General features: G+C 71.3%; 14 protein-coding genes and 1 tRNA gene. 6 read left to right on the forward strand and 9 right to left on the reverse strand.

Annotated features, from left to right (window positions below):
- The first annotated feature begins 88 nt into the window (after positions 1–88).
- Positions 89–4,069, forward strand: coding sequence for an ATP-dependent RNA helicase HrpA (hrpA, locus tag ACZ3YL_RS30825; RefSeq protein ID WP_465660531.1), 3,981 nt, complete (start codon positions 89–91; stop codon positions 4,067–4,069).
- Positions 4,070–4,199: 130 nt separating this feature from the next.
- A tRNA-Asp gene (locus ACZ3YL_RS30830) sits at positions 4,200–4,273 on the forward strand.
- 381 nt (positions 4,274–4,654) lie between these two features.
- Here ACZ3YL_RS30830 and bldC read toward each other — a convergent pair.
- Positions 4,655–4,861, reverse strand: coding sequence for a developmental transcriptional regulator BldC (gene bldC / locus ACZ3YL_RS30835; protein WP_014137253.1), 207 nt, complete (start codon positions 4,859–4,861; stop codon positions 4,655–4,657).
- Positions 4,862–5,348: 487 nt separating this feature from the next.
- Positions 5,349–6,260 carry a DUF8083 family protein gene (locus ACZ3YL_RS30840; protein WP_465660532.1) on the reverse strand — a complete coding sequence of 304 codons (912 nt, stop codon included), beginning with the start codon at positions 6,258–6,260 and terminating at the stop codon, positions 5,349–5,351.
- Positions 6,261–6,467: 207 nt separating this feature from the next.
- Between ACZ3YL_RS30840 and ACZ3YL_RS30845 the strand changes: the two genes are divergently transcribed.
- Together ACZ3YL_RS30845 and ACZ3YL_RS30850 are read left to right on the forward strand one after the other, a co-directional pair.
- Complete coding sequence (locus ACZ3YL_RS30845; RefSeq protein ID WP_465660533.1) at positions 6,468–7,625, forward strand: Glu/Leu/Phe/Val dehydrogenase dimerization domain-containing protein; 1,158 nt, start codon at positions 6,468–6,470, stop codon at positions 7,623–7,625.
- A gap of 383 nt (positions 7,626–8,008) precedes the next feature.
- A complete protein-coding gene (locus ACZ3YL_RS30850; RefSeq protein WP_188309414.1) occupies positions 8,009–8,269 on the forward strand; it encodes a DUF3073 domain-containing protein in 261 nt (86 codons plus the stop codon).
- Between the two features lie 197 nt (positions 8,270–8,466).
- Here the strand turns inward: ACZ3YL_RS30850 and purM are convergent, their stop codons facing one another.
- From purM to ACZ3YL_RS30865, 3 genes are all read right to left on the reverse strand, one after another.
- Entirely contained in the window at positions 8,467–9,552 is a 1,086-nt protein-coding gene (purM, locus tag ACZ3YL_RS30855) for a phosphoribosylformylglycinamidine cyclo-ligase (RefSeq protein WP_188309413.1), read from the reverse strand.
- 83 nt (positions 9,553–9,635) lie between these two features.
- On the reverse strand, positions 9,636–11,219 hold the full coding sequence (gene purF, locus ACZ3YL_RS30860; protein WP_188309412.1) for an amidophosphoribosyltransferase: 1,584 nt from the start codon (positions 11,217–11,219) through the stop codon (positions 9,636–9,638).
- A 240-nt stretch (positions 11,220–11,459) separates the two neighbouring features.
- The gene (locus tag ACZ3YL_RS30865; RefSeq protein WP_317621467.1) at positions 11,460–12,332 is read right to left on the reverse strand and encodes a diacylglycerol kinase catalytic domain-containing protein; all 873 of its coding nucleotides are present in this window, start codon (positions 12,330–12,332) and stop codon (positions 11,460–11,462) included.
- 126 nt (positions 12,333–12,458) lie between these two features.
- Between ACZ3YL_RS30865 and ACZ3YL_RS30870 the strand changes: the two genes are divergently transcribed.
- Both ACZ3YL_RS30870 and ACZ3YL_RS30875 read left to right on the forward strand, forming a co-directional pair.
- Complete coding sequence (locus ACZ3YL_RS30870) at positions 12,459–13,742, forward strand: adenylosuccinate synthase (protein WP_188309411.1); 1,284 nt, start codon at positions 12,459–12,461, stop codon at positions 13,740–13,742.
- Between the two features lie 163 nt (positions 13,743–13,905).
- Positions 13,906–14,508: a GNAT family N-acetyltransferase gene (locus ACZ3YL_RS30875; protein WP_188309410.1), complete on the forward strand. Its 603-nt coding sequence runs from the start codon at positions 13,906–13,908 to the stop codon at positions 14,506–14,508.
- Between the two features lie 65 nt (positions 14,509–14,573).
- Here the strand turns inward: ACZ3YL_RS30875 and ACZ3YL_RS30880 are convergent, their stop codons facing one another.
- The 4 genes from ACZ3YL_RS30880 to ACZ3YL_RS30895 form a co-directional block, all read right to left on the reverse strand.
- A complete protein-coding gene (locus ACZ3YL_RS30880; protein WP_188309409.1) occupies positions 14,574–14,771 on the reverse strand; it encodes an acyl-CoA carboxylase subunit epsilon in 198 nt (65 codons plus the stop codon).
- Positions 14,772–14,858: 87 nt separating this feature from the next.
- Positions 14,859–15,968 carry a class I SAM-dependent methyltransferase gene (locus tag ACZ3YL_RS30885; RefSeq protein ID WP_188309408.1) on the reverse strand — a complete coding sequence of 370 codons (1,110 nt, stop codon included), beginning with the start codon at positions 15,966–15,968 and terminating at the stop codon, positions 14,859–14,861.
- A gap of 91 nt (positions 15,969–16,059) precedes the next feature.
- Entirely contained in the window at positions 16,060–16,800 is a 741-nt protein-coding gene (fabG, locus tag ACZ3YL_RS30890; protein WP_188309407.1) for a 3-oxoacyl-ACP reductase FabG, read from the reverse strand.
- A complete protein-coding gene (locus tag ACZ3YL_RS30895) occupies positions 16,797–17,831 on the reverse strand; it encodes a beta-ketoacyl synthase N-terminal-like domain-containing protein (protein WP_465660534.1) in 1,035 nt (344 codons plus the stop codon). Before ACZ3YL_RS30895 ends, fabG begins: the two co-directional genes overlap by 4 nt.
- Positions 17,832–17,877 lie beyond the last annotated feature (46 nt).

Below are 17,877 nucleotides of genomic sequence, written 5' to 3' on the forward strand. Positions count from 1 at the left end.
GTTCGCGATTCCCCGCCGGCGGCTGTGACACTGGAGGGGCTCGAAAACCGAGGTGCGCTCCGCCGTGCCTCCTTGCGAACCTAGAGGGATGCCCGCAGTGAGTTCTCCCGCAGTCCAGTCCGCCTCCGTTCCCGCCGAGGGTCCCGGAATCGGTGAGCTGGCCGCCCGCCTGCCCGAGCTGACCCTGCGCGACGAGGTGCGGATCGGGCGCCGGCTGGAGGGGGCCCGCCGGGTCCGCAAGCCGGAGGCCCGGCAGAAGGTCGCCGCCGAGATCGCCGCCGACATCGATCGCGCCGAGCTGCTGGTCGAGCAGCGCCGGGGCGCCGTGCCGAAGATCACGTATCCCGCCGAGCTCCCGGTCAGCCAGAAGAAGGACGACATCCTGGCGGCGATCCGGGACCACCAGGTGGTGATCGTCGCCGGTGAGACCGGTTCCGGCAAGACCACCCAGATCCCGAAGATCTGTCTGGAGCTGGGCCGCGGCATCCGCGGTCTGGTCGGCCACACCCAGCCGCGCCGGATCGCCGCCCGCACGGTGGCGGAGCGCGTCGCGGAGGAGCTGGACACCCCGCTCGGCGAGGCGGTCGGCTGGAAGGTCCGGTTCACCGACCAGGTCGGCCAGGACACCCTGGTCAAGCTGATGACGGACGGCATCCTGCTGGCGGAGATCCAGACCGACCGGGATCTGCGCCAGTACGACACCCTGATCATCGACGAGGCGCACGAGCGCAGCCTCAACATCGACTTCCTGCTCGGCTACCTCAAGCAGCTGCTCCCGCGCCGCCCCGACCTCAAGGTCGTGATCACCTCCGCGACCATCGACCCGGAGCGCTTCGCCCGGCACTTCGGCGACGCCCCGGTCATCGAGGTCTCCGGCCGTACCTACCCGGTCGAGGTGCGCTACCGCCCGGTCGTCGACGAGGGCGACGAGGACCAGGACGAGAACGACCGCGACCGCGACCAGATCCAGGCGATCTGCGAGGCCGCCCAGGAGCTGCAGGACGAGGGCCCGGGCGACATCCTGGTCTTCCTCTCCGGCGAGCGCGAGATCCGCGACACCGCCGACGCCCTCACCAAGCTGAAGCTCAGGAACACCGAGATCCTGCCGCTGTACGCCCGGCTCAGCTCGGCCGAGCAGCACCGGGTGTTCCAGCGCTCCCACAGCCGCCGGATCGTGCTGGCCACCAACGTGGCCGAGACCTCGCTGACCGTCCCCGGCATCAAGTACGTGATCGACCCGGGCACCGCCCGGATCTCCCGCTACAGCCACCGCACCAAGGTGCAGCGACTGCCGATCGAGGCGGTCAGCCAGGCCAGCGCCAACCAGCGCAAGGGCCGCTGCGGCCGCACCTCGGACGGCATCTGCATCCGGCTGTACTCGGAGGAGGACTTCCTCTCCCGCCCCGAGTTCACCGACGCCGAGATCCTGCGCACCAACCTGGCCTCGGTGATCCTGCAGATGACCGCGGCCGGTCTGGGCGACATCTCCGCCTTCCCGTTCCTGGACCCGCCGGACTCGCGCAACATCAAGGACGGCGTGCACCTGCTGCACGAGCTGGGCGCGCTCGACCCGGAGGAGAAGGACCCGCGCAAGCGGCTGACCGCGCTCGGCCGCAAGCTCGCCCAGCTCCCGGTGGACCCGCGGATGGCCCGGATGGTGCTGGAGGCGGACAAGAACGGCTGCGTGCGCGACGTCATGGTGATCGCCGCCGCGCTGTCCATCCAGGACCCGCGCGAGCGCCCCGCCGAGAAGCGCCAGGCCGCCGACGAGCGGCACCGCCGGTTCACCTCGGAGACCTCCGACTTCCTCTCCTACCTGGCGATGTGGCGCTACGTCCGGGAGCAGCAGAAGGAGCTGTCCTCCTCGGCCTTCCGCCGGATGTGCAAGTCCGAGTTCCTGAACTACCTGCGGATACGGGAGTGGCAGGACGTCTACACCCAGCTGCGCACCGTCGCGAAGCAGTTGGGCGTGACGATCGAGGAGCAACACCCCGACGCCGAGCCGGACGCGGACCGGATCCACCAGTCGCTGCTGGCCGGACTGCTGTCCCACATCGGCCTGTTCGACGTGGAGAAGCGCGAGTACGGCGGCGCCCGCGGCGCCCGTTTCGCGGTGTTCCCGGGCTCCGGCCTGTTCAAGAAGCCGCCGCGCTGGCTGATGTCGGCCGAGCTGGTGGAGACCTCCCGGCTGTGGGCGCGGATCAACGCCAAGATCGAGCCGGAGTGGGTCGAGCCGCTGGCCGGGCACCTGATCAAGCGCAGCTACAGCGAGCCGCACTGGGAGAAGAAGGCCGGCGCCGTGCTGGCGTACGAGAAGGTGACCCTCTACGGGGTGCCGATCGTCGCCCAGCGCAAGATCAACTACGGGAAGATCGACGCCGGGCTCTGTCGCGAGCTGTTCATCCGCAACGCGCTGGTCGAGGGCGACTGGGAGACCCACCACAAGTTCTTCGGCGAGAACCGCAGGCTGCTCGGCGAGGTCGAGGAGCTGGAGAACCGGGCCCGCCGCCGGGACATCATGGTGGACGACCAGACCCTGTTCGACTTCTACGACGCCCGGCTGCCCGAGGAGATCGTCTCCACCCGGCACTTCGACTCCTGGTGGAAGAAGGCCCGGCACGACCAGCCGGACCTGCTGAACTTCGAGAAGTCGATGCTGATCAACGACGCCGCCGGCGGCGTCACCGAGGCCGACTACCCGGACCACTGGCAGCAGGGCAAGCTGCGCTTCACGCTGACCTACCAGTTCGAGCCGGGCAGCGACGCGGACGGCGTGACCGTCCACATCCCGCTGCCGGTGCTCAACCAGGTCACCGCGGAGGGCTTCGACTGGCAGATCCCGGGGCTGCGGGAGGAACTGGTCACCGCGTACATCAAGTCGCTGCCCAAGGCGATCCGGCGCAACTTCGTGCCGGCCCCGGACTTCGCCAAGGCGGCGCTGCGGGCGGTGAAGGACCGCCAGGAGCCACTGCTGCCGTCCCTGGAGCACGCCCTGAAGCGTCTGACGGCCGTCACCGTGCCGCCGGAGGCCTGGGACGACGAGCGGGTGCCGGACCACCTCAAGGTGACCTTCCGGGTGGTGGACGGCAAGCGCCGGCTCGCCGAGTCCAAGGACCTGGAGGAGCTGCGGCTGAAGCTCAAGCCCAAGCTGAAGGAGACGCTCTCCTCGGCGGCCTCCGGCCAGGGCATCGAGCAGAGCGGGCTGACCGCCTGGCCGGCCGGGCTGCCGGTGCTCCAGCGCACCTTCGAGCAGCGCTCCCGCGGCCACTCGCTGCGCGCCTACCCGGCGCTGGTGGACGAGGGCGCGTCGGTCGGCGTGAAGCTGTTCGACACCCCGGAGGCGCAGGCGCGGGCGATGTGGGAGGGGACGCGCCGGCTGCTGATGCTGACCACCACCTCCCCGGCCAAGTCGATCCAGGGCCGGCTGGGCAACCAGGCGAAGCTGGCGCTCTCGCACAGCCCGCACGGCTCGATCGCCGCCCTGTTCGAGGACGTCGTCGCCGCCGCGACGGACCGGCTGATGACCCTCTCCGGCGGCCCGGCCTGGGACGAGGCGGCCTTCGCCAAGGTGCACGACAGGGTGCGGGCGGACCTCTACGACCTGTCCGCGGACACCACGCTGAAGACGGCCACCGCGCTGATCGCCTTCCACAGGGCGTCGACCCGGCTGAAGTCGGTGAGCAGCCCGGTGCTGCTGAGCGCCGTGAACGACGTCCGGCTGCACCTGGCCTCGCTGGTGCACCCGGGCTTCGTGACGGCCACCGGCTGGCAGCGGCTGCCCGACCTCAAGCGCTACCTGCTGGCGGTGGACCGCCGGCTGGAGGCGCTGCCCAACCACCCCCAGCGGGACGCCCAGCAGCTGCTGAAGGTCCAGCAGGTGCAGCAGGCGTACGGGGAGCTGCTGGCGGCGGTGCCGGCCGGGCGGCAGCCGTCGCAGGAGGTGCGGGCGATCCGCTGGATGATCGAGGAGCTGCGGGTCAGCTTCTTCGCCCAGGGGCTGGGCACGCCGAGCCCGGTCTCGGAGAAGCGGATCATGAAGGCGATGGAGGCGGCCCGGGCGTCCCTGTGACCCGGGCGGCGCCCTGAGCTGCGGGTGCGTGGTGGGCCTTCAGGAGCCAGTTCGACCTGGGGGCCCACCATGGGCTACAGTCTGTCTTGTTCGCAGCGCGGCAAGCGAGTGAACGAGATCAGAAAACTCTGGTCCCGTGGAGCAGTTGGTTAGCTCGCCACCCTGTCAAGGTGGAGGTCGCGGGTTCAAGTCCCGTCGGGATCGCCGCAGTGCGAGAGGCCCGGAACCGTCAGGTTCCGGGCCTCTCGCTTTTGACCGTCCGTCGCCTACCCCGGACCAGGTCCGGCCCACAAGTGACGGACCGTGTGACCGTCGTCACCTGAACCCCCCGGGAATCACCCCCGAAGCCCCCTCTCTCGTACAGCACTAATTTAATATGTAAAATTGCACTGTTATTCACTGTAAATCCCCCCCGCCTCATGCGCATCAAATCGTTATCCGGAGTTCGGCATTCCGACCGGCCGGACGGTACCGGAAGGCGACCGGAAGACGGCCCGGAAGCCCGATCGCGGGTACGACAAAGGGGCCGCTAACCGGACCCGGCGGAGTCCGGTTAGCGGCCCCTTCGAAAGAGCCTTCGGCCTATCAGGCTTCAGTGCGCTGAGCGGGAATCCCGGCCAGCAGTGCGCGCACCTCCGCCTCACGGTAACGACGGTGACCACCGAGCGTGCGGATCGACGTCAGCTTGCCCGCCTTGGCCCAGCGGGTGACCGTCTTCGGGTCAACGCGGAACATGGTGGCAACTTCCGCCGGCGTCAGCAGCGGTTCAGCATCAGGGGTACGAGCGGTCATGAGCGGCCTCCTCGGGAGAACCGAACCAGGGCGGTTCTATCCTTCAAATTCTGCACCTTGGCCCGCGATGCCCGAAATGGCATAGACGGGCCGAGTCGGTTATAGGACGAACGGCTTGTCCTGGTGTCTACAACTACACCATCCGTCCAGCCCTATCGACCAAACCGCCAAAATTGACCCCTCACGGGTTCAAGGCTGACGGATGGCGATGGACCACCCCATAACGGACAGTCACACGGCAGTGACGTCCGGTTACGAGGGGACCAGACCCCCTGTTTCCCCGCAAAGCACGCATCGACTCCAGAACCACCCAAAAGTGGGCACGCTCACGTGAAGTTGGGCTGGTTGTCCCATTTTTGCACATAGGGGTAAGTTCGCGTCAACGGTGAGTAGTGTCACGTTCGACAGCTATTGACCCGAACCAGGACCTTGGTCGGCACCGTTGTGGACCAAAGACCCCTCACAGTCATACACGGGCGGTCGGACGTCAGTTCGCGTGCCGCAGGGCCAGCACCCGCCGCCAGCGCCCCGTCAGTTCCCCGTACGCGCGCAACGCCCCGTCGGCGTCCCCCGCCCGCAGGGCGCGCAGCCCCTCCTCCAGCTCCCCCGCCGAACGGTCCGCCAACAGCCGCTCCGGCCCCAGCAGATGCACCAGCCCCCCGTAGTCCAACTCCACCAGCGAACGCGGATGGAACTCCTCCAGCCAGCGCCCGACCTGCTCCGCCCCGCGCACCAGCTCCCCGTCCGGCACCGCCTCGCGCAGCGCCCGGTAGGCGCGTGCCACCCGGCGCCGGGCCTGGGCCATCGGCACCAGGTAGAACAGCGCCGCCGGCCTCCCCCGCTCCCCCTCCCCCTCTTCTCCCCCTCCCGTGCCCGCTCCCCCCGGAACGAAGCACCGGTCCTCGTCCCCGAACGGCAGGAACCAGCGCACCGGCACCTCCCACCGGCTGGTGAGGATCCACGGCCGGGCGTCCGGGTGCCCGGCCCGCCAGCGCTCCCGGTCCGCCTCGGCGGCCGCCCGGGTCACCGGCGGCACCGCGGTGTCCAGCAGCGCCACCGGAGCCCCCGCCCGCAGCTCCTCCAGCGCCTGCCAACTGCGCAGCCTGGTCGCCCACGGGCACACGTACAGTACGCCGTCCACGATCCGCAGGTACGCCCGCCCGCTCTCCTGCTCCGGCAGGGCCCGGGGCGTGCGGGCGGCCAGCTCCGCCAGGGCCTCCCGCTGCTCCTCCAGCCCCGCCTCCGCCACCGACTGCTCCGCCACCGCCGCGTCCGGCCCGTGCTCGGCGGCATAGGCCTGCCAGCGCGCCCGCTCGGGCTCCGGATAGGCCGCCAGCGGCTCGTAGACCCGCAGGTGGGCGGCGTAGGGCGGCAGTACGGAAGTACGTACGACGGTCACGTCCTGCATGGTCGCACGAGCCGCACGGCCCGGGGAGGGCGCGACCCCGAACCGTTCGCGCCCGCACCCCGGCCCCCTTCCCGTCTCACCCTTCGGACAACCGGCACAAGCTCGGACAAGACGGCTGATCGGCGGCTCCGGCGCGACTACGCTTCGCCCCAGACGCCCGCACCACAGCAGCGGGCCCGCGATACTGGAGTCACCACAGTGACCGACGTACAGACCCCCGCCACGCACCCCGCACCCGGCGTGCTCAGCAGGATCTTCCGCACCGAGCAGGACGGCGCCCCCGGCGACGGCCACGAGCAGGTCGTCCTCTGCCACGACCGCAGCTCCGGACTCAAGGCGATCATCGCCATCCACTCCACCGCGCTCGGCCCCGCCCTCGGCGGCACCCGCTTCTTCCCGTACGCCTCCGAAGAGGCGGCCCTGGAGGACGCGCTGAACCTGTCCCGCGGCATGTCCTACAAGAACGCGCTGGCCGGGCTCGACCTCGGCGGCGGCAAGGCCGTCATCATCGGCGACCCGAACAAGGACAAGAACGAGGCCATGCTCCGGGCCTACGGCCGCTTCGTGGAGTCCCTGCGCGGCCGCTACATCACCGCCTGCGACGTGGGCACCTACGTCCAGGACATGGACGTCATCGCGCGCGAGACCGAGTCCGTGACCGGCCGCTCGCCCGAGCACGGCGGCGCCGGCGACTCGTCCATCCTCACCGCCTTCGGCGTCTTCCAGGGCATGCGCGCCAGCGCCCAGGCCCGCTGGGGCCAGCCCACGCTGCGCGGCAAGCGGGTCGGCGTCGCGGGCGTCGGCAAGGTCGGCCACTACCTGGTCGGCCACCTGGTCGCGGACGGCGCCACCGTCGTCGTCACCGACCCCTTCGAGGCCGCCGTCAACCGCGTCCGCGCCGCCCACCCGGAGGTGGAGGTGGTCGCCGACACCGCCGCCCTGCTCCAGGCCAAGCTGGACGTCTACGCCCCCTGCGCCCTCGGCGGCGCGCTGACCGACTCCGTGGTCTCGGCGCTCGGCGAGTTCGGCACCTCGGTCGTCTGCGGCGCGGCCAACAACCAGCTGGCCCACCCGGGCGTCGAGAAGGACCTGGCCGACCGCGGCATCCTCTACGCCCCCGACTACCTGGTGAACTCCGGCGGCGTGATCCAGGTCGCCGACGAGATCGACGGCTTCAACTTCGAGCGGGCCAAGAACAAGGCCACCAAGATCTTCGACACCACCCTGGAGATCTTCACCCGGGCCGCCTCCGACGGCATCCCGCCGGCGGTCGCCGCCGACCGCCTGGCGGAGAAGCGGATGCGCGAGATCAGCGCGCTGCGCTCGGTCCTGCTGCCGGGCAGCCGCCGGGGCTGACCGGGCTCCCTCCGGTGACCCGGTGCGCGGGGGGCCGTCACCTCCGGCCCCCCGCGCATCACGATGTGGAACCGGATTCTCACTTCTCCGCCCGAACGGGTGATCCGACGCCCCCCTAGGGGGGATAATCAGTCCTGGAACGACGGACCCCGATCACCTCCGGACAGCGTGCCACACGCCGCAAAACCTCCCCTGACCTGGGAAGACCTGGTCTCGGGTGCAGGCGGTGCGCGCCACGTCACACCGACGACGTACCGTCCAGCGGCGGAAACAGGTACCGTTAATGCTCCAAGGGACGGTCCTCCCATTCGGGCAGGCCGGTCCTGATCATGAACACGTGTCAGACTCGGGGCCGTGAGCCCCATCGTTGAGGGGGTCGACCCATGGGGCGCGGCCGGGCCAAGGCCAAGCAGACGAAGGTCGCCCGCGAGCTGAAGTACAACAGCGGCGGGTTCGACGCTAACCGTCTGTCCAACGAGCTGGGCGTATCGCCGTCCACTGCTTCGATCGACCCTGAGCCGATCGAGGAGGAGGAAGAGGACGACGACCCGTACGCGGAGTACGCCGCCCGCTACGCCGACCTCGACGACGAGGACGACACCGGACCGGGCACCGGGCCGTCGCAGGCCTCCCGCCGCTCGTAGACCGCAGCTTCGCCGGACCGGTCCTGACGCCCCTGGGCGCCGGACCGGTCTTCGGCGTTCCCGCGGGCGGGTAGGCGGGTGGGGCTACGGCTTCGGCTTCGGCTTTCGCGTGGCTCTCGGGGCCCGGTCGAACGCCCCCGACGTACGAGAGGGCCCCTCCGGCGCACCGGAGGGGCCCTCTCGCGTCCGCGGGCCGGTCAGCCCGCGGTGAAGCCCTCGTAGGCGTTGTACAGGGCCGCACCTGCCCCGTGCTCGTCGGTGCGCTCCACGATGTCGCCGAGCAGCCAGGCCTCGACGCCGCGGTCCTCCAGGATCGACAGCACCGCGTCCACCGAGTGCGGCGGGACGACCGCGACCATGCCGACGCCCATGTTGAGCGTCTTCTCCAGCTCCAGGGTGGCCACCCGGCCGACCTCGGCGACGGTCCGGAAGACCGGCAGCGGGGTCCAGGTGCCGCGGTCCAGGCGCGCGTGCAGGCCGTCCGGGATGACCCGGGCCAGGTTGGCCGCCAGGCCGCCGCCGGTGACGTGCGAGAAGGCGTGCACCTCGGTCGCGCGGGTGAGCGCCAGGCAGTCCAGCGAGTAGATCCGGGTCGGCTCCAGCAGTTCCTCGCCGAGGGTGCGGCCGAACTCCTCGACCTTGCGGTCCAGCTTCCAGCCGGCCTCGTTCAGCAGCACGTGGCGGACCAGCGAGTAGCCGTTGGAGTGCAGGCCGGAGGCGGCCATCGCGATCACCACGTCGCCGGCCCGGACCCGCTCGGAGCCCAGCAGCGCGTCGGCCTCGACCACGCCGGTGCCGGCGCCCGCGACGTCGTACTCGTCCGGGCCGAGCAGGCCCGGGTGCTCGGCCGTCTCGCCGCCCACCAGGGCGCAGCCGGCCAGCGCGCAGCCCTCGGCGATGCCCTTGACGATCGAGGCGACCCGCTCCGGGACGACCTTGCCGACGCAGATGTAGTCGGTCATGAACAGCGGCTCGGCGCCGCACACCACGAGGTCGTCCACGACCATGCCGACCAGGTCGTGGCCGATGGTGTCGTGCTTGTCCATGGCGGCCGCGATGGCCACCTTGGTCCCCACGCCGTCGGTGGCCGAAGCCAGCAGCGGCCGCTCGTAGTTCTTGAAGGCCGACACGTCGAAGAGGCCGGCGAAGCCGCCGAGACCGCCGACCACCTCGGGGCGGTTGGCCTTCTTCACCCACTGCTTCATGAGCTCGACGGCGCGGTCGCCCGCCTCGATGTCGACACCGGCGGCGGCGTAGGTGGCGCCGTTCTGGTTGCTGGTCACTGCGTGCGGCCCTTTCGGGTCAGGTGGGGGTGGTCCGGAGACAGCGGTGGGGCCCCGGTTCGCGGGACCCCACCGTGCGTTCGTTACGGGCGGCGCAGCGCGTCGGCCGCGCCCGCCCCGCCGAGCAGCGACTGGACGCCGTCCAGGTCGCTGCCGCTGGTCGGCTTGCCGCGGACGGCGGGCTGCTGCTGGCCGCCCTTGATCTCGGCCTCCAGCAGGAGCTTGCCGAGCAGCGCCGGGTCCGGCAGCTCCATCGGGTACTCGCCGTCGAAACAGGCCCGGCAGAGCTTGTCCTTGGGCTGCTTGGTGGCCTCGATCATGCCGTCGATCGAGATGTACGAGAGCGAGTCGGCCCCGAGCGTGCGGCCGATCTCCTCGATGGTCATGCCGTTGGCGATCAGCTCCGCGCGGGTGGCGAAGTCGATGCCGAAGAAGCAGGGCCACTTCACCGGCGGCGAGGAGATCCGGATGTGCACCTCGGCGGCGCCCGCCTCGCGCAGCATCTTCACCAGCGCGCGCTGGGTGTTGCCGCGCACGATCGAGTCGTCCACGACCACCAGGCGCTTGCCGGCGATGACCTCGCGCAGCGGGTTCAGCTTGAGCCGGATGCCGAGCTGGCGGATCGTCTGGCTGGGCTGGATGAAGGTGCGGCCCACGTAGGCGTTCTTCACCAGGCCCGAGCCGTACGGGATGCCGCTGGCCTCGGCGTACCCGATCGCGGCGGGGGTGCCGGACTCGGGCGTGGCTATCACCAGGTCCGCCTCGACGGGCGCCTCCGCGGCCAGCCGACGGCCCATCTCCACCCGGGAGAGGTGCACGTTGCGGCCGGCGATGGAGGTGTCGGGGCGGGCCAGGTACACGTACTCGAAGACGCAGCCCTTGGGCTTGGCCTCGGCGAACCGCGAGGTGCGCATGCCGTTCTCGTCGATGGCGATCAGCTCGCCGGGCTCGACCTCGCGGATGAAGGAGGCGCCGCAGATGTCCAGCGCCGCCGTCTCGGAGGCGACCACCCAGCCGCGCTCCAGCCGGCCGAGCACCAGCGGGCGGATGCCCTGGGGGTCGCGGGCGGCGTAGAGGGTGTGCTCGTCCATGAAGACGAGCGAGAAGGCGCCCTTGACCTTCGGCAGCACGACCTTGGCCGTCTCCTCGATGGAGAGGTCCGGGTGGCCGGCCAGCAGGGCGGTCACCAGGTCGGTGTCGTTGGTCGCGGCCGTCCGGCCGGAGCGCGAGACGTGCTCCTCACCGGGCAGTTCGGCGACCATGGCCGCCAGTTCGGCGGTGTTCACCAGGTTTCCGTTGTGCCCGAGGGCCAGCGAACCGTGAACGGTCGCCCGGAAGGTCGGCTGGGCGTTCTCCCAGACCGAGGACCCGGTGGTCGAGTAGCGGGCGTGTCCGACGGCGATATGCCCGTGCAACGACCCCAGCGAGGCCTCGTCGAAGACCTGGGACACGAGCCCCATGTCCTTGAAGACGAGAATCTGGGAGCCATTGCTCACTGCGATGCCCGCGGATTCCTGACCGCGGTGCTGCAGGGCGTAAAGGCCGAAGAACGTGAGCTTGGCGACCTCCTCGCCGGGAGCCCAGACACCGAAGACGCCACACGCGTCCTGGGGGCCTTTCTCACCGGGAAGAAGATCGTGGTTGAGTCTTCCGTCACCACGTGGCACGCCTTCGAGTCTAGGGCAGTTGACCAGGGCTTCCGGAACCCGGGAGGTCCGGTCAGGACGGCGATCGCGAAGTAACGCGCGTAGACAAAACCCCTTACGGGGCGGGGAATTCGGGTGGGGGAATTCCGGCGGACGGCGGTTGGCCTTGCGGTTCGCGCCCGTTGGGGCTTTCCGTGTGCGGAACGGTGCTCGGCGGGCGGTCCCGAACGTGAGCCTGCTCACCCGGCGTTCGGCGGGCGTTCACGCGGCGGGCGGCCGCCGGTGTTCCGCCGCGGGCAGCAGCAGGCCCCAGGCGTCCGGGTGCACCGTCCAGGTGCGGGCGCGGACCGGGCCGACCGGGTGGCCGTCCGCCTCGTAGCCGAAGCCGCGCCCGACCACCGAGACGCTCGCCGCGCGCGCCCGCACCAGTGCGCCGGGGGCGCGGACCACCACCTCCAGCACGCCCGCGCCGGCCGCGCCCCCGGCGCCCGTCAGGGTCAGCTGCACCAGCCGGACCGGGCGGTGCACGTCGGCGAGCAGCCGGCCGTCCGCCTCGACCCGGATCCGGGGGCTGTGGTCGACGGGCTCCGGGGTGAGTGCGTTCGCCTGCTCGGCCGCAGCCAGTTTCGCCCATAGCGAACGCCAGCCACCCGAACGGCCCCCCGGACGGCGCCCGCCGCCACCGATGATCCGCACCCCGCCCAGCGCCACCCCGCCGCCGTCGTCCACCAGCAGGTCGAAGGTCCGCGGCGCACCCGACAGCACCGCCCGCGCCGCCCGTACCGGCTCCCCCGGCACGCCGAGCGCGCGGGCCGTAGCCAGCTCCTCCGCCCGGCCGACCGGAACCATCCCCACCGGATCGGCACCCAGCTCACGCTGCCGGTGCAGGGCCTGCAGCACCCGCTGCAGGGCGAGGTCGGAACCGATCACCACCGGTCGCCGCCGACCCCGGTGCGAAAGCATCCGGTCGAGTTCGGACGGGCTCTCCGGATAGGCCACCTTGACGTCCGCACCCCCGCACAACACGTCCTTCGCGATCCGCACCGACTCCCCGTCGGTCTGCCGGGCCACCGGGTCGAGCAGCAGCAGAAGGGGCTCGGGACCGCCGGTAGCAGGCGTGGACAGGGACGACACGACCGGTCCTTCCTCAGGTAATCTCTCGGTGCAAGAGCCCCTTGCGCCATTGCGCCAGGGGCTTCGTCTATCTCGGGGCAGACTGCGGCCTACGCAGGATGCCCCAACCGGAAGGGGTGTACGCCTGTGCCGGCACTCGTGCTCGTTGGCGCTCAGTGGGGGGACGAGGGCAAGGGGAAGGCCACCGACCTCCTCGGCGGTTCCGTCGACTACGTCGTCCGCTACCAGGGTGGCAACAACGCCGGTCACACGGTGGTCATCGGCGACCAGAAGTACGCCCTGCACCTGCTCCCCTCCGGCATCCTCAGCCCGAACGTGACGCCGGTGATCGGCAACGGCGTCGTCATCGACCCGGGCGTGCTGCTCTCCGAGCTCAACGGCCTGAACGAGCGCGGCATCGACACCTCCAAGCTCCTGGTCTCGGGCAACGCCCACCTGATCACCCCGTACCACCGCACCATCGACAAGGTCGCCGAGCGCTTCCTCGGCAAGCGCCGGATCGGCACCACCGGCCGCGGCATCGGCCCGACCTACGCGGACAAGATCAACCGCGTGGGCATCCGGGTCCAGGACCTCTTCGACGAGTCGATCCTGCGCCAGAAGATCGAAGCGGCGCTGCACGACAAGAACCAGATCCTGGTCAAGCTCTACAACCGCCGCGCCATCCCGGCCGACCTGGTGGTCGAGGAGTACCTGGGCTACGCGGAGAAGATCAAGCCCTTCCTCGCCGACACCACCCTCGTCCTGGACGAGGCCCTCAAGGCCGACAAGGTCGTCCTGCTGGAGGGCGGCCAGGGCACCCTGCTCGACGTCGACCACGGCACGTACCCCTTCGTGACCTCGTCGAACCCGACCGCGGGCGGCGCCTGCACCGGCGCCGGCATCGGCCCCACCAAGATCGACCGGGTCATCGGCATCCTCAAGGCCTACACCACCCGTGTCGGCTCCGGCCCGTTCCCGACCGAGCTGCTCGACGAGGACGGCGAGGCGCTGCGCCGCATCGGCGGCGAGCGCGGCGTGACCACCGGCCGCGACCGCCGCTGCGGCTGGTTCGACGCCGTCATCGCCCGCTACGCGACCCGGGTCAACGGCCTCACCGACTTCTTCCTCACCAAGCTCGACGTGCTGACCGGCTGGGAGCAGATCCCGGTCTGCGTCGCGTACGAGATCGACGGCCGCCGGGTCGAGGAACTCCCCTACAACCAGTCCGACTTCCACCACGCCAAGCCGATCTACGAGACGCTGCCGGGCTGGACCGAGGACATCAGCAAGGCGAAGACCTTCGCCGAGCTGCCGAAGAACGCCCAGGCCTACGTGAAGGCACTGGAGGAGATGTCGGGCGCGCCGATCTCCGCCATCGGCGTCGGCCCCGGCCGGGACGAGACGATCCAGATCAACTCGTTCATCTGACCGCTCGCCGAGCCCGCTCTTCGCGAAGGGCCCCGCAGGACGCACCCGTCCCGCGGGGCCCTTCGTTGTGCCCCGCCTCCCGGCCGTGACGCCCCGCGTCCCGACTATTGAACTAGTGCATACATGCATTGCCTCTAGTGCAGAGTGGCGCTACGTTCGGACCATGACCGCGAAGCAGCCCGTCCCCGTTACCCTCACCGGCCGGCACATCCGCCTGGAGCCGCTGGAGCGCCGCCACACCGCCGACCTCTGGGCCACCGTCGGCCCCGACCCCGAGGTCTGGCGCTGGACCATGTCCCTCCCGCCCGCCACCGAGGAGGAACTCGGCCGGGACCTCGACGCCCGCATCGCCGAGGCCGCCACCGGCGAGTGCGTCTACTTCGCCGCCGTCGAACTCACCAGCGGCACCGCCATCGGCATCACCGGCTACCACGACCTCGACACCCACAACGAGTCCCTCGAGATCGGCGCCACCTTCTACGCCCGCTCCCACTGGCGCACCGCGGTCAACACCGAGGCCAAGCTGCTGCTGCTCACCCACGCCTTCGAGGACCTCGGCATGGGCCGCGTCTACTGGAAGACCGACGCCACCAACGACCGCTCCCGCAACGCCGTCCTGCGGCTCGGCGCCCAGTTCGAGGGCGTCCACCGGCGCCACCGCCGCCGCCCCACCGGCACCTGGCGCGACACCGCCTACTTCTCGATGCTCACCGACGAGTGGCCCGCCGCCAAGTCCCGCCTCACCGAACGCCTTTCGCGCGGCTGACGGACCGGAAGCAGAGGTCGCCGCTCCGGCGGGGCGGGGCGGCGACGGGTGGGGGCGGGGCGGCGTCAGGCGACGATCTGCCAGGAGGTGGTGGGGATCGGGGGGCGGAGGGAGACGTCGTGCCAGCGGACGGTGCGGCGGGTCGGCCGGGGGGCGGGGGCGGTGGTGCGGGCTCCTCGGAGCAGGAGCACGGTGAGGGTGGCGATCTCCTCGGGGGTGAGGTCGGTGCGGTCGGTGCGGAAGAGGACGGGCTGCTCGGGCATCTGGGCCTCCGGGTGCGGGGAACCCCGACGGCCCCGACGCGGGGCGTCGGGGCCGTCGAGGGGTGGGTGGGTGCGGGGGCCGGCCCGTCAGGCGTGCTTGACGAGCAGCAGGCGGTGCATGGGGGTGTCGAGCAGGGCGACGCGGCGCAGGCCGGCGTCGGCGAGCCACTGGTCGTAGTCCTGCACGGTGAAGGCGTCGCCGCCGCCGGTGGCGAGCATGGAGGCGGCGAAGAGGCGGAAGAACCGGTTCTGGGTGTTCCCGTCGGTGCTGTCCTCGTCGACGATGTGGTCGGCGATGGCGATGACGCCGTCCTCGGTGAGCGCCTTGGCGGAGCGGAGCAGGAGCTCGCGGGCCGACTCGGGGGTCTGGAGGTGGAAGATGTTGACGAACAGGGCGACGTCGACGCCGGTGCCCCAGTCGTCCGCCCAGAAGTCGACGACCTCGGGGTTGAAGCGCTCGGCGACGCCGAGGCGGTGGGCCTGGGCGTTGGCGATCGGGATGATCCGCTCGGCGTCCAGGGCACGGGCGTTGAGGCCGCTGAACTCCTGGAGCAGCAGCTGGCTGTAGATGCCGGTGCCGCAGCCGACGTCCAGCAGGGTGCGGCCGGCGCCGTCGGTCCAGCCCTGCTCGCGCAGGGCGGTGGCGAGGGTGGCGGCGATCGGCGGGGCCCAGAAGTTGATGCCGCGGACGAGGGAGGTGTAGTCCTCCTCGGAGATCTGGTTGAGCTGCTGGGATCCCTCGGAGTTGCGGGCACCGGTGCGGACGTTGCCGGCGAGGTTGCGCCAGGCGCCCCACGCGACGTTGCGGTCGTGCCGGATCTTGCCGACCAGGCTGTACAGGCCCTCGGGGGCGAAGATGTCGTGCATCTCCGGTGGCAGGGTGTAGACGGCCTGGCCGTCCGCCGCGCGGCTGCGCTCGACCACGTCGTAGGCGGCCAGGCCGTCGAGCAGGACGCGGGTGGCGCGCAGGTCGGTGCCCAGGCGGGTGGACAGCTCGCCGGCGGTGGCGGGGGCGCCGATCAGGGCGGTGAAGGCGCCGAGGTCGTGGGCGGCCTCGATGACGCCGGTGGCCCAGATGCCGATGAGGTGCTCGTACATCCGGTGGGCGGCGTTGACGCCGCTGCCGCGGCCGGGGAGCAGCTCGGTGTCGACCAGCGGGGTGTGGTTGTCGAAGGTGCGCACGGCGGGAATGGTCATGGTCGTTTCTCCTAGTCGAAGTTGACGGTGCGTCTGGTTCGTCCGGCGCGTCTGGTGCATCTGGTGTGTCCGGTGCATCTGGTACGTCCGGTCACAGGACGATTCCGCCGTCGATCTGCAGGACCGAGCCGGTGAGGTAGGCGGATTGCGGGCCCGCCAGGAAGGCGACCGAGTCGGCCACCTCGTCCGCCGTGCCGAAGCGGCCGAGCGGGATGTGCTTGAGGGCGTCGGTGCGCTGGCTGTCGGTGAGCACCGAGGTCATGTCGGTCTCGATCATGCCGGGGGCGACGGCGTTGACCCGGACCCCGTACCGGCCGACCTCCTTGGCCAGGGCGCGGGTGAGCGCGATGATGCCGGCCTTGGAGGCCGCGTAGTTGCTCTGGCCGGGGTTGCCGTAGACGCCGGAGACCGAGGAGAGGGTGATGATCGAGCCGCTGCGGCGCTTGACCATCGGGAAGGCCACCGCGCGGCAGAGGTTGGCGGTGCCGTTCAGGTTGGTGTCGGTGACGCTCCGCCAGTCCTCGTCGGCCATCAGCAGCAGGGGCTTGTCCTTGGTGATACCGGCGCTGGCGATCGCGACGGTGATCGGGCCGAGTTCCTGTTCGGTGCGGGTGACCCAGGCGCGGACCGCGGCGGCGTCGGTGACGTCGACCTTCGCGGCCAGGACGCCGACACCGAGGGCGTCGAGTTCCTTGGCCAGGAGGTCGGCGGCCTGCTGGTCGGACTGGTAGCAGAAGCTGATCGCGTGGCCCTCGGCGGCCAGCCGCAGGGCGGCCGCCTTGCCGATGCCGCGCGAGCCGCCGCTGATCAGGGCGATGCCGGGGGTGCTCATCGGCCACCGCCGGTGAGGCGCAGGACGGCGCAGGCGGCCAGGCCCTGGTGGTCGAGCGAGGCGATCACGGCGAGGCGGCCGGCGGCCGCGGGGTCGTGCTCGGCCAGGGACAGGACGGTGGCGAGGGAGAAGACGGTGCCCGCGGAGCCGGTGTCGCCGAGGAGTTCAGCCGTGCGGATCCGGCTGACGGCCTCGGTGCCGACCAGTGCGGCGAGCTGTGCCTCGGCCGGCTGCCCGGTGACGGCCGCGGCCCAGACCTGGTCGGGCGTCGCGTCGGCCTGGGCGAGGGCGTCGCGGACGGTGGCGGCCAGGGCCGTCGAGGGGTCGTCGTCGATGTCCAACCGGACGTCCAGGGCGAGCAGTTCGGCCAGCACCCGGCGGCCGGGCGGCAGCGTCCGCTCGGTCTCCAGCAGCAGCACGGCGCTGCCCTCGCCGATCGGCTGGTGGTGGTCGCCGGCCAGCCACTCGCGGGTCTCGGACTGCTCCTCCACCGCGCCGACCACGGCGCGCTCGGCGCGGCCGGCCGCCAGCAGACGGCGGGCGTAGCCGAGGGCGAGCAGGCCGCCGGCGGCGCCGCCGGCCAGGGTGGTGTTGGGGCCCTTGAGGTCGAAGCGGATGGCGGTGGCCGCGGCCGGGCCGTTCATCAGCACGTTGGGCATCAGCTGGGCGGGCACGTCGTAGGGCTTGTCGCCCTCGAAGGAGGCCCGGCTGAACCCGGCGGCGCTCTGGGCGCTGCCGAGGGTGGTGCCGAGGACGAGGGCGGTGCCACCGCCGGTGGCGATCGGGTTCCGCGCGGCCTCGGCCTCGCCGAGGAGTTCGCGGACGGCGGTGACGGCCAGGCCGGTGGCCCGGTCGAAGGTGCGGGTGCCGGCCTTCCCGAGCACCTTGCGGGTGTCGAAGTCGGGGACCTCGTGGGCCGGTTCCCCCCGGCCGACCCCGGCCGCGAACGCGTCGCGGCCGAGGCCGAACGGGGAGACGGCGGACCACGCGGTGATCAGCGGCCGGTCCCGGTGGATCGTCGTGGAGCTCATGCGCCCACCTCGCTGCGCTCGCTCATGCGCCCACCTCGCTGCGCTC

The organism is Kitasatospora sp. NPDC023176 (assembly GCF_055560495.1).

Excerpts from the sequence above, each read along its gene's own strand:
- ACZ3YL_RS30895 (WP_465660534.1), bottom strand. The coding sequence starts at position 17,831 with ATGAGCTCCACGACGATCCACCGGGACCGGCCGCTGATCACCGCGTGG.
- ACZ3YL_RS30850 (WP_188309414.1), top strand. The coding sequence starts at position 8,009 with ATGGGGCGCGGCCGGGCCAAGGCCAAGCAGACGAAGGTCGCCCGCGAG.
- ACZ3YL_RS30875 (WP_188309410.1), top strand. The coding sequence starts at position 13,906 with ATGACCGCGAAGCAGCCCGTCCCCGTTACCCTCACCGGCCGGCACATC.
- fabG (WP_188309407.1), bottom strand. The coding sequence starts at position 16,800 with ATGAGCACCCCCGGCATCGCCCTGATCAGCGGCGGCTCGCGCGGCATC.
- hrpA (WP_465660531.1), top strand. The coding sequence starts at position 89 with ATGCCCGCAGTGAGTTCTCCCGCAGTCCAGTCCGCCTCCGTTCCCGCC.
- bldC (WP_014137253.1), bottom strand. The coding sequence starts at position 4,861 with ATGACCGCTCGTACCCCTGATGCTGAACCGCTGCTGACGCCGGCGGAA.
- ACZ3YL_RS30885 (WP_188309408.1), bottom strand. The coding sequence starts at position 15,968 with ATGACCATTCCCGCCGTGCGCACCTTCGACAACCACACCCCGCTGGTC.
- ACZ3YL_RS30880 (WP_188309409.1), bottom strand. The coding sequence starts at position 14,771 with ATGCCCGAGCAGCCCGTCCTCTTCCGCACCGACCGCACCGACCTCACC.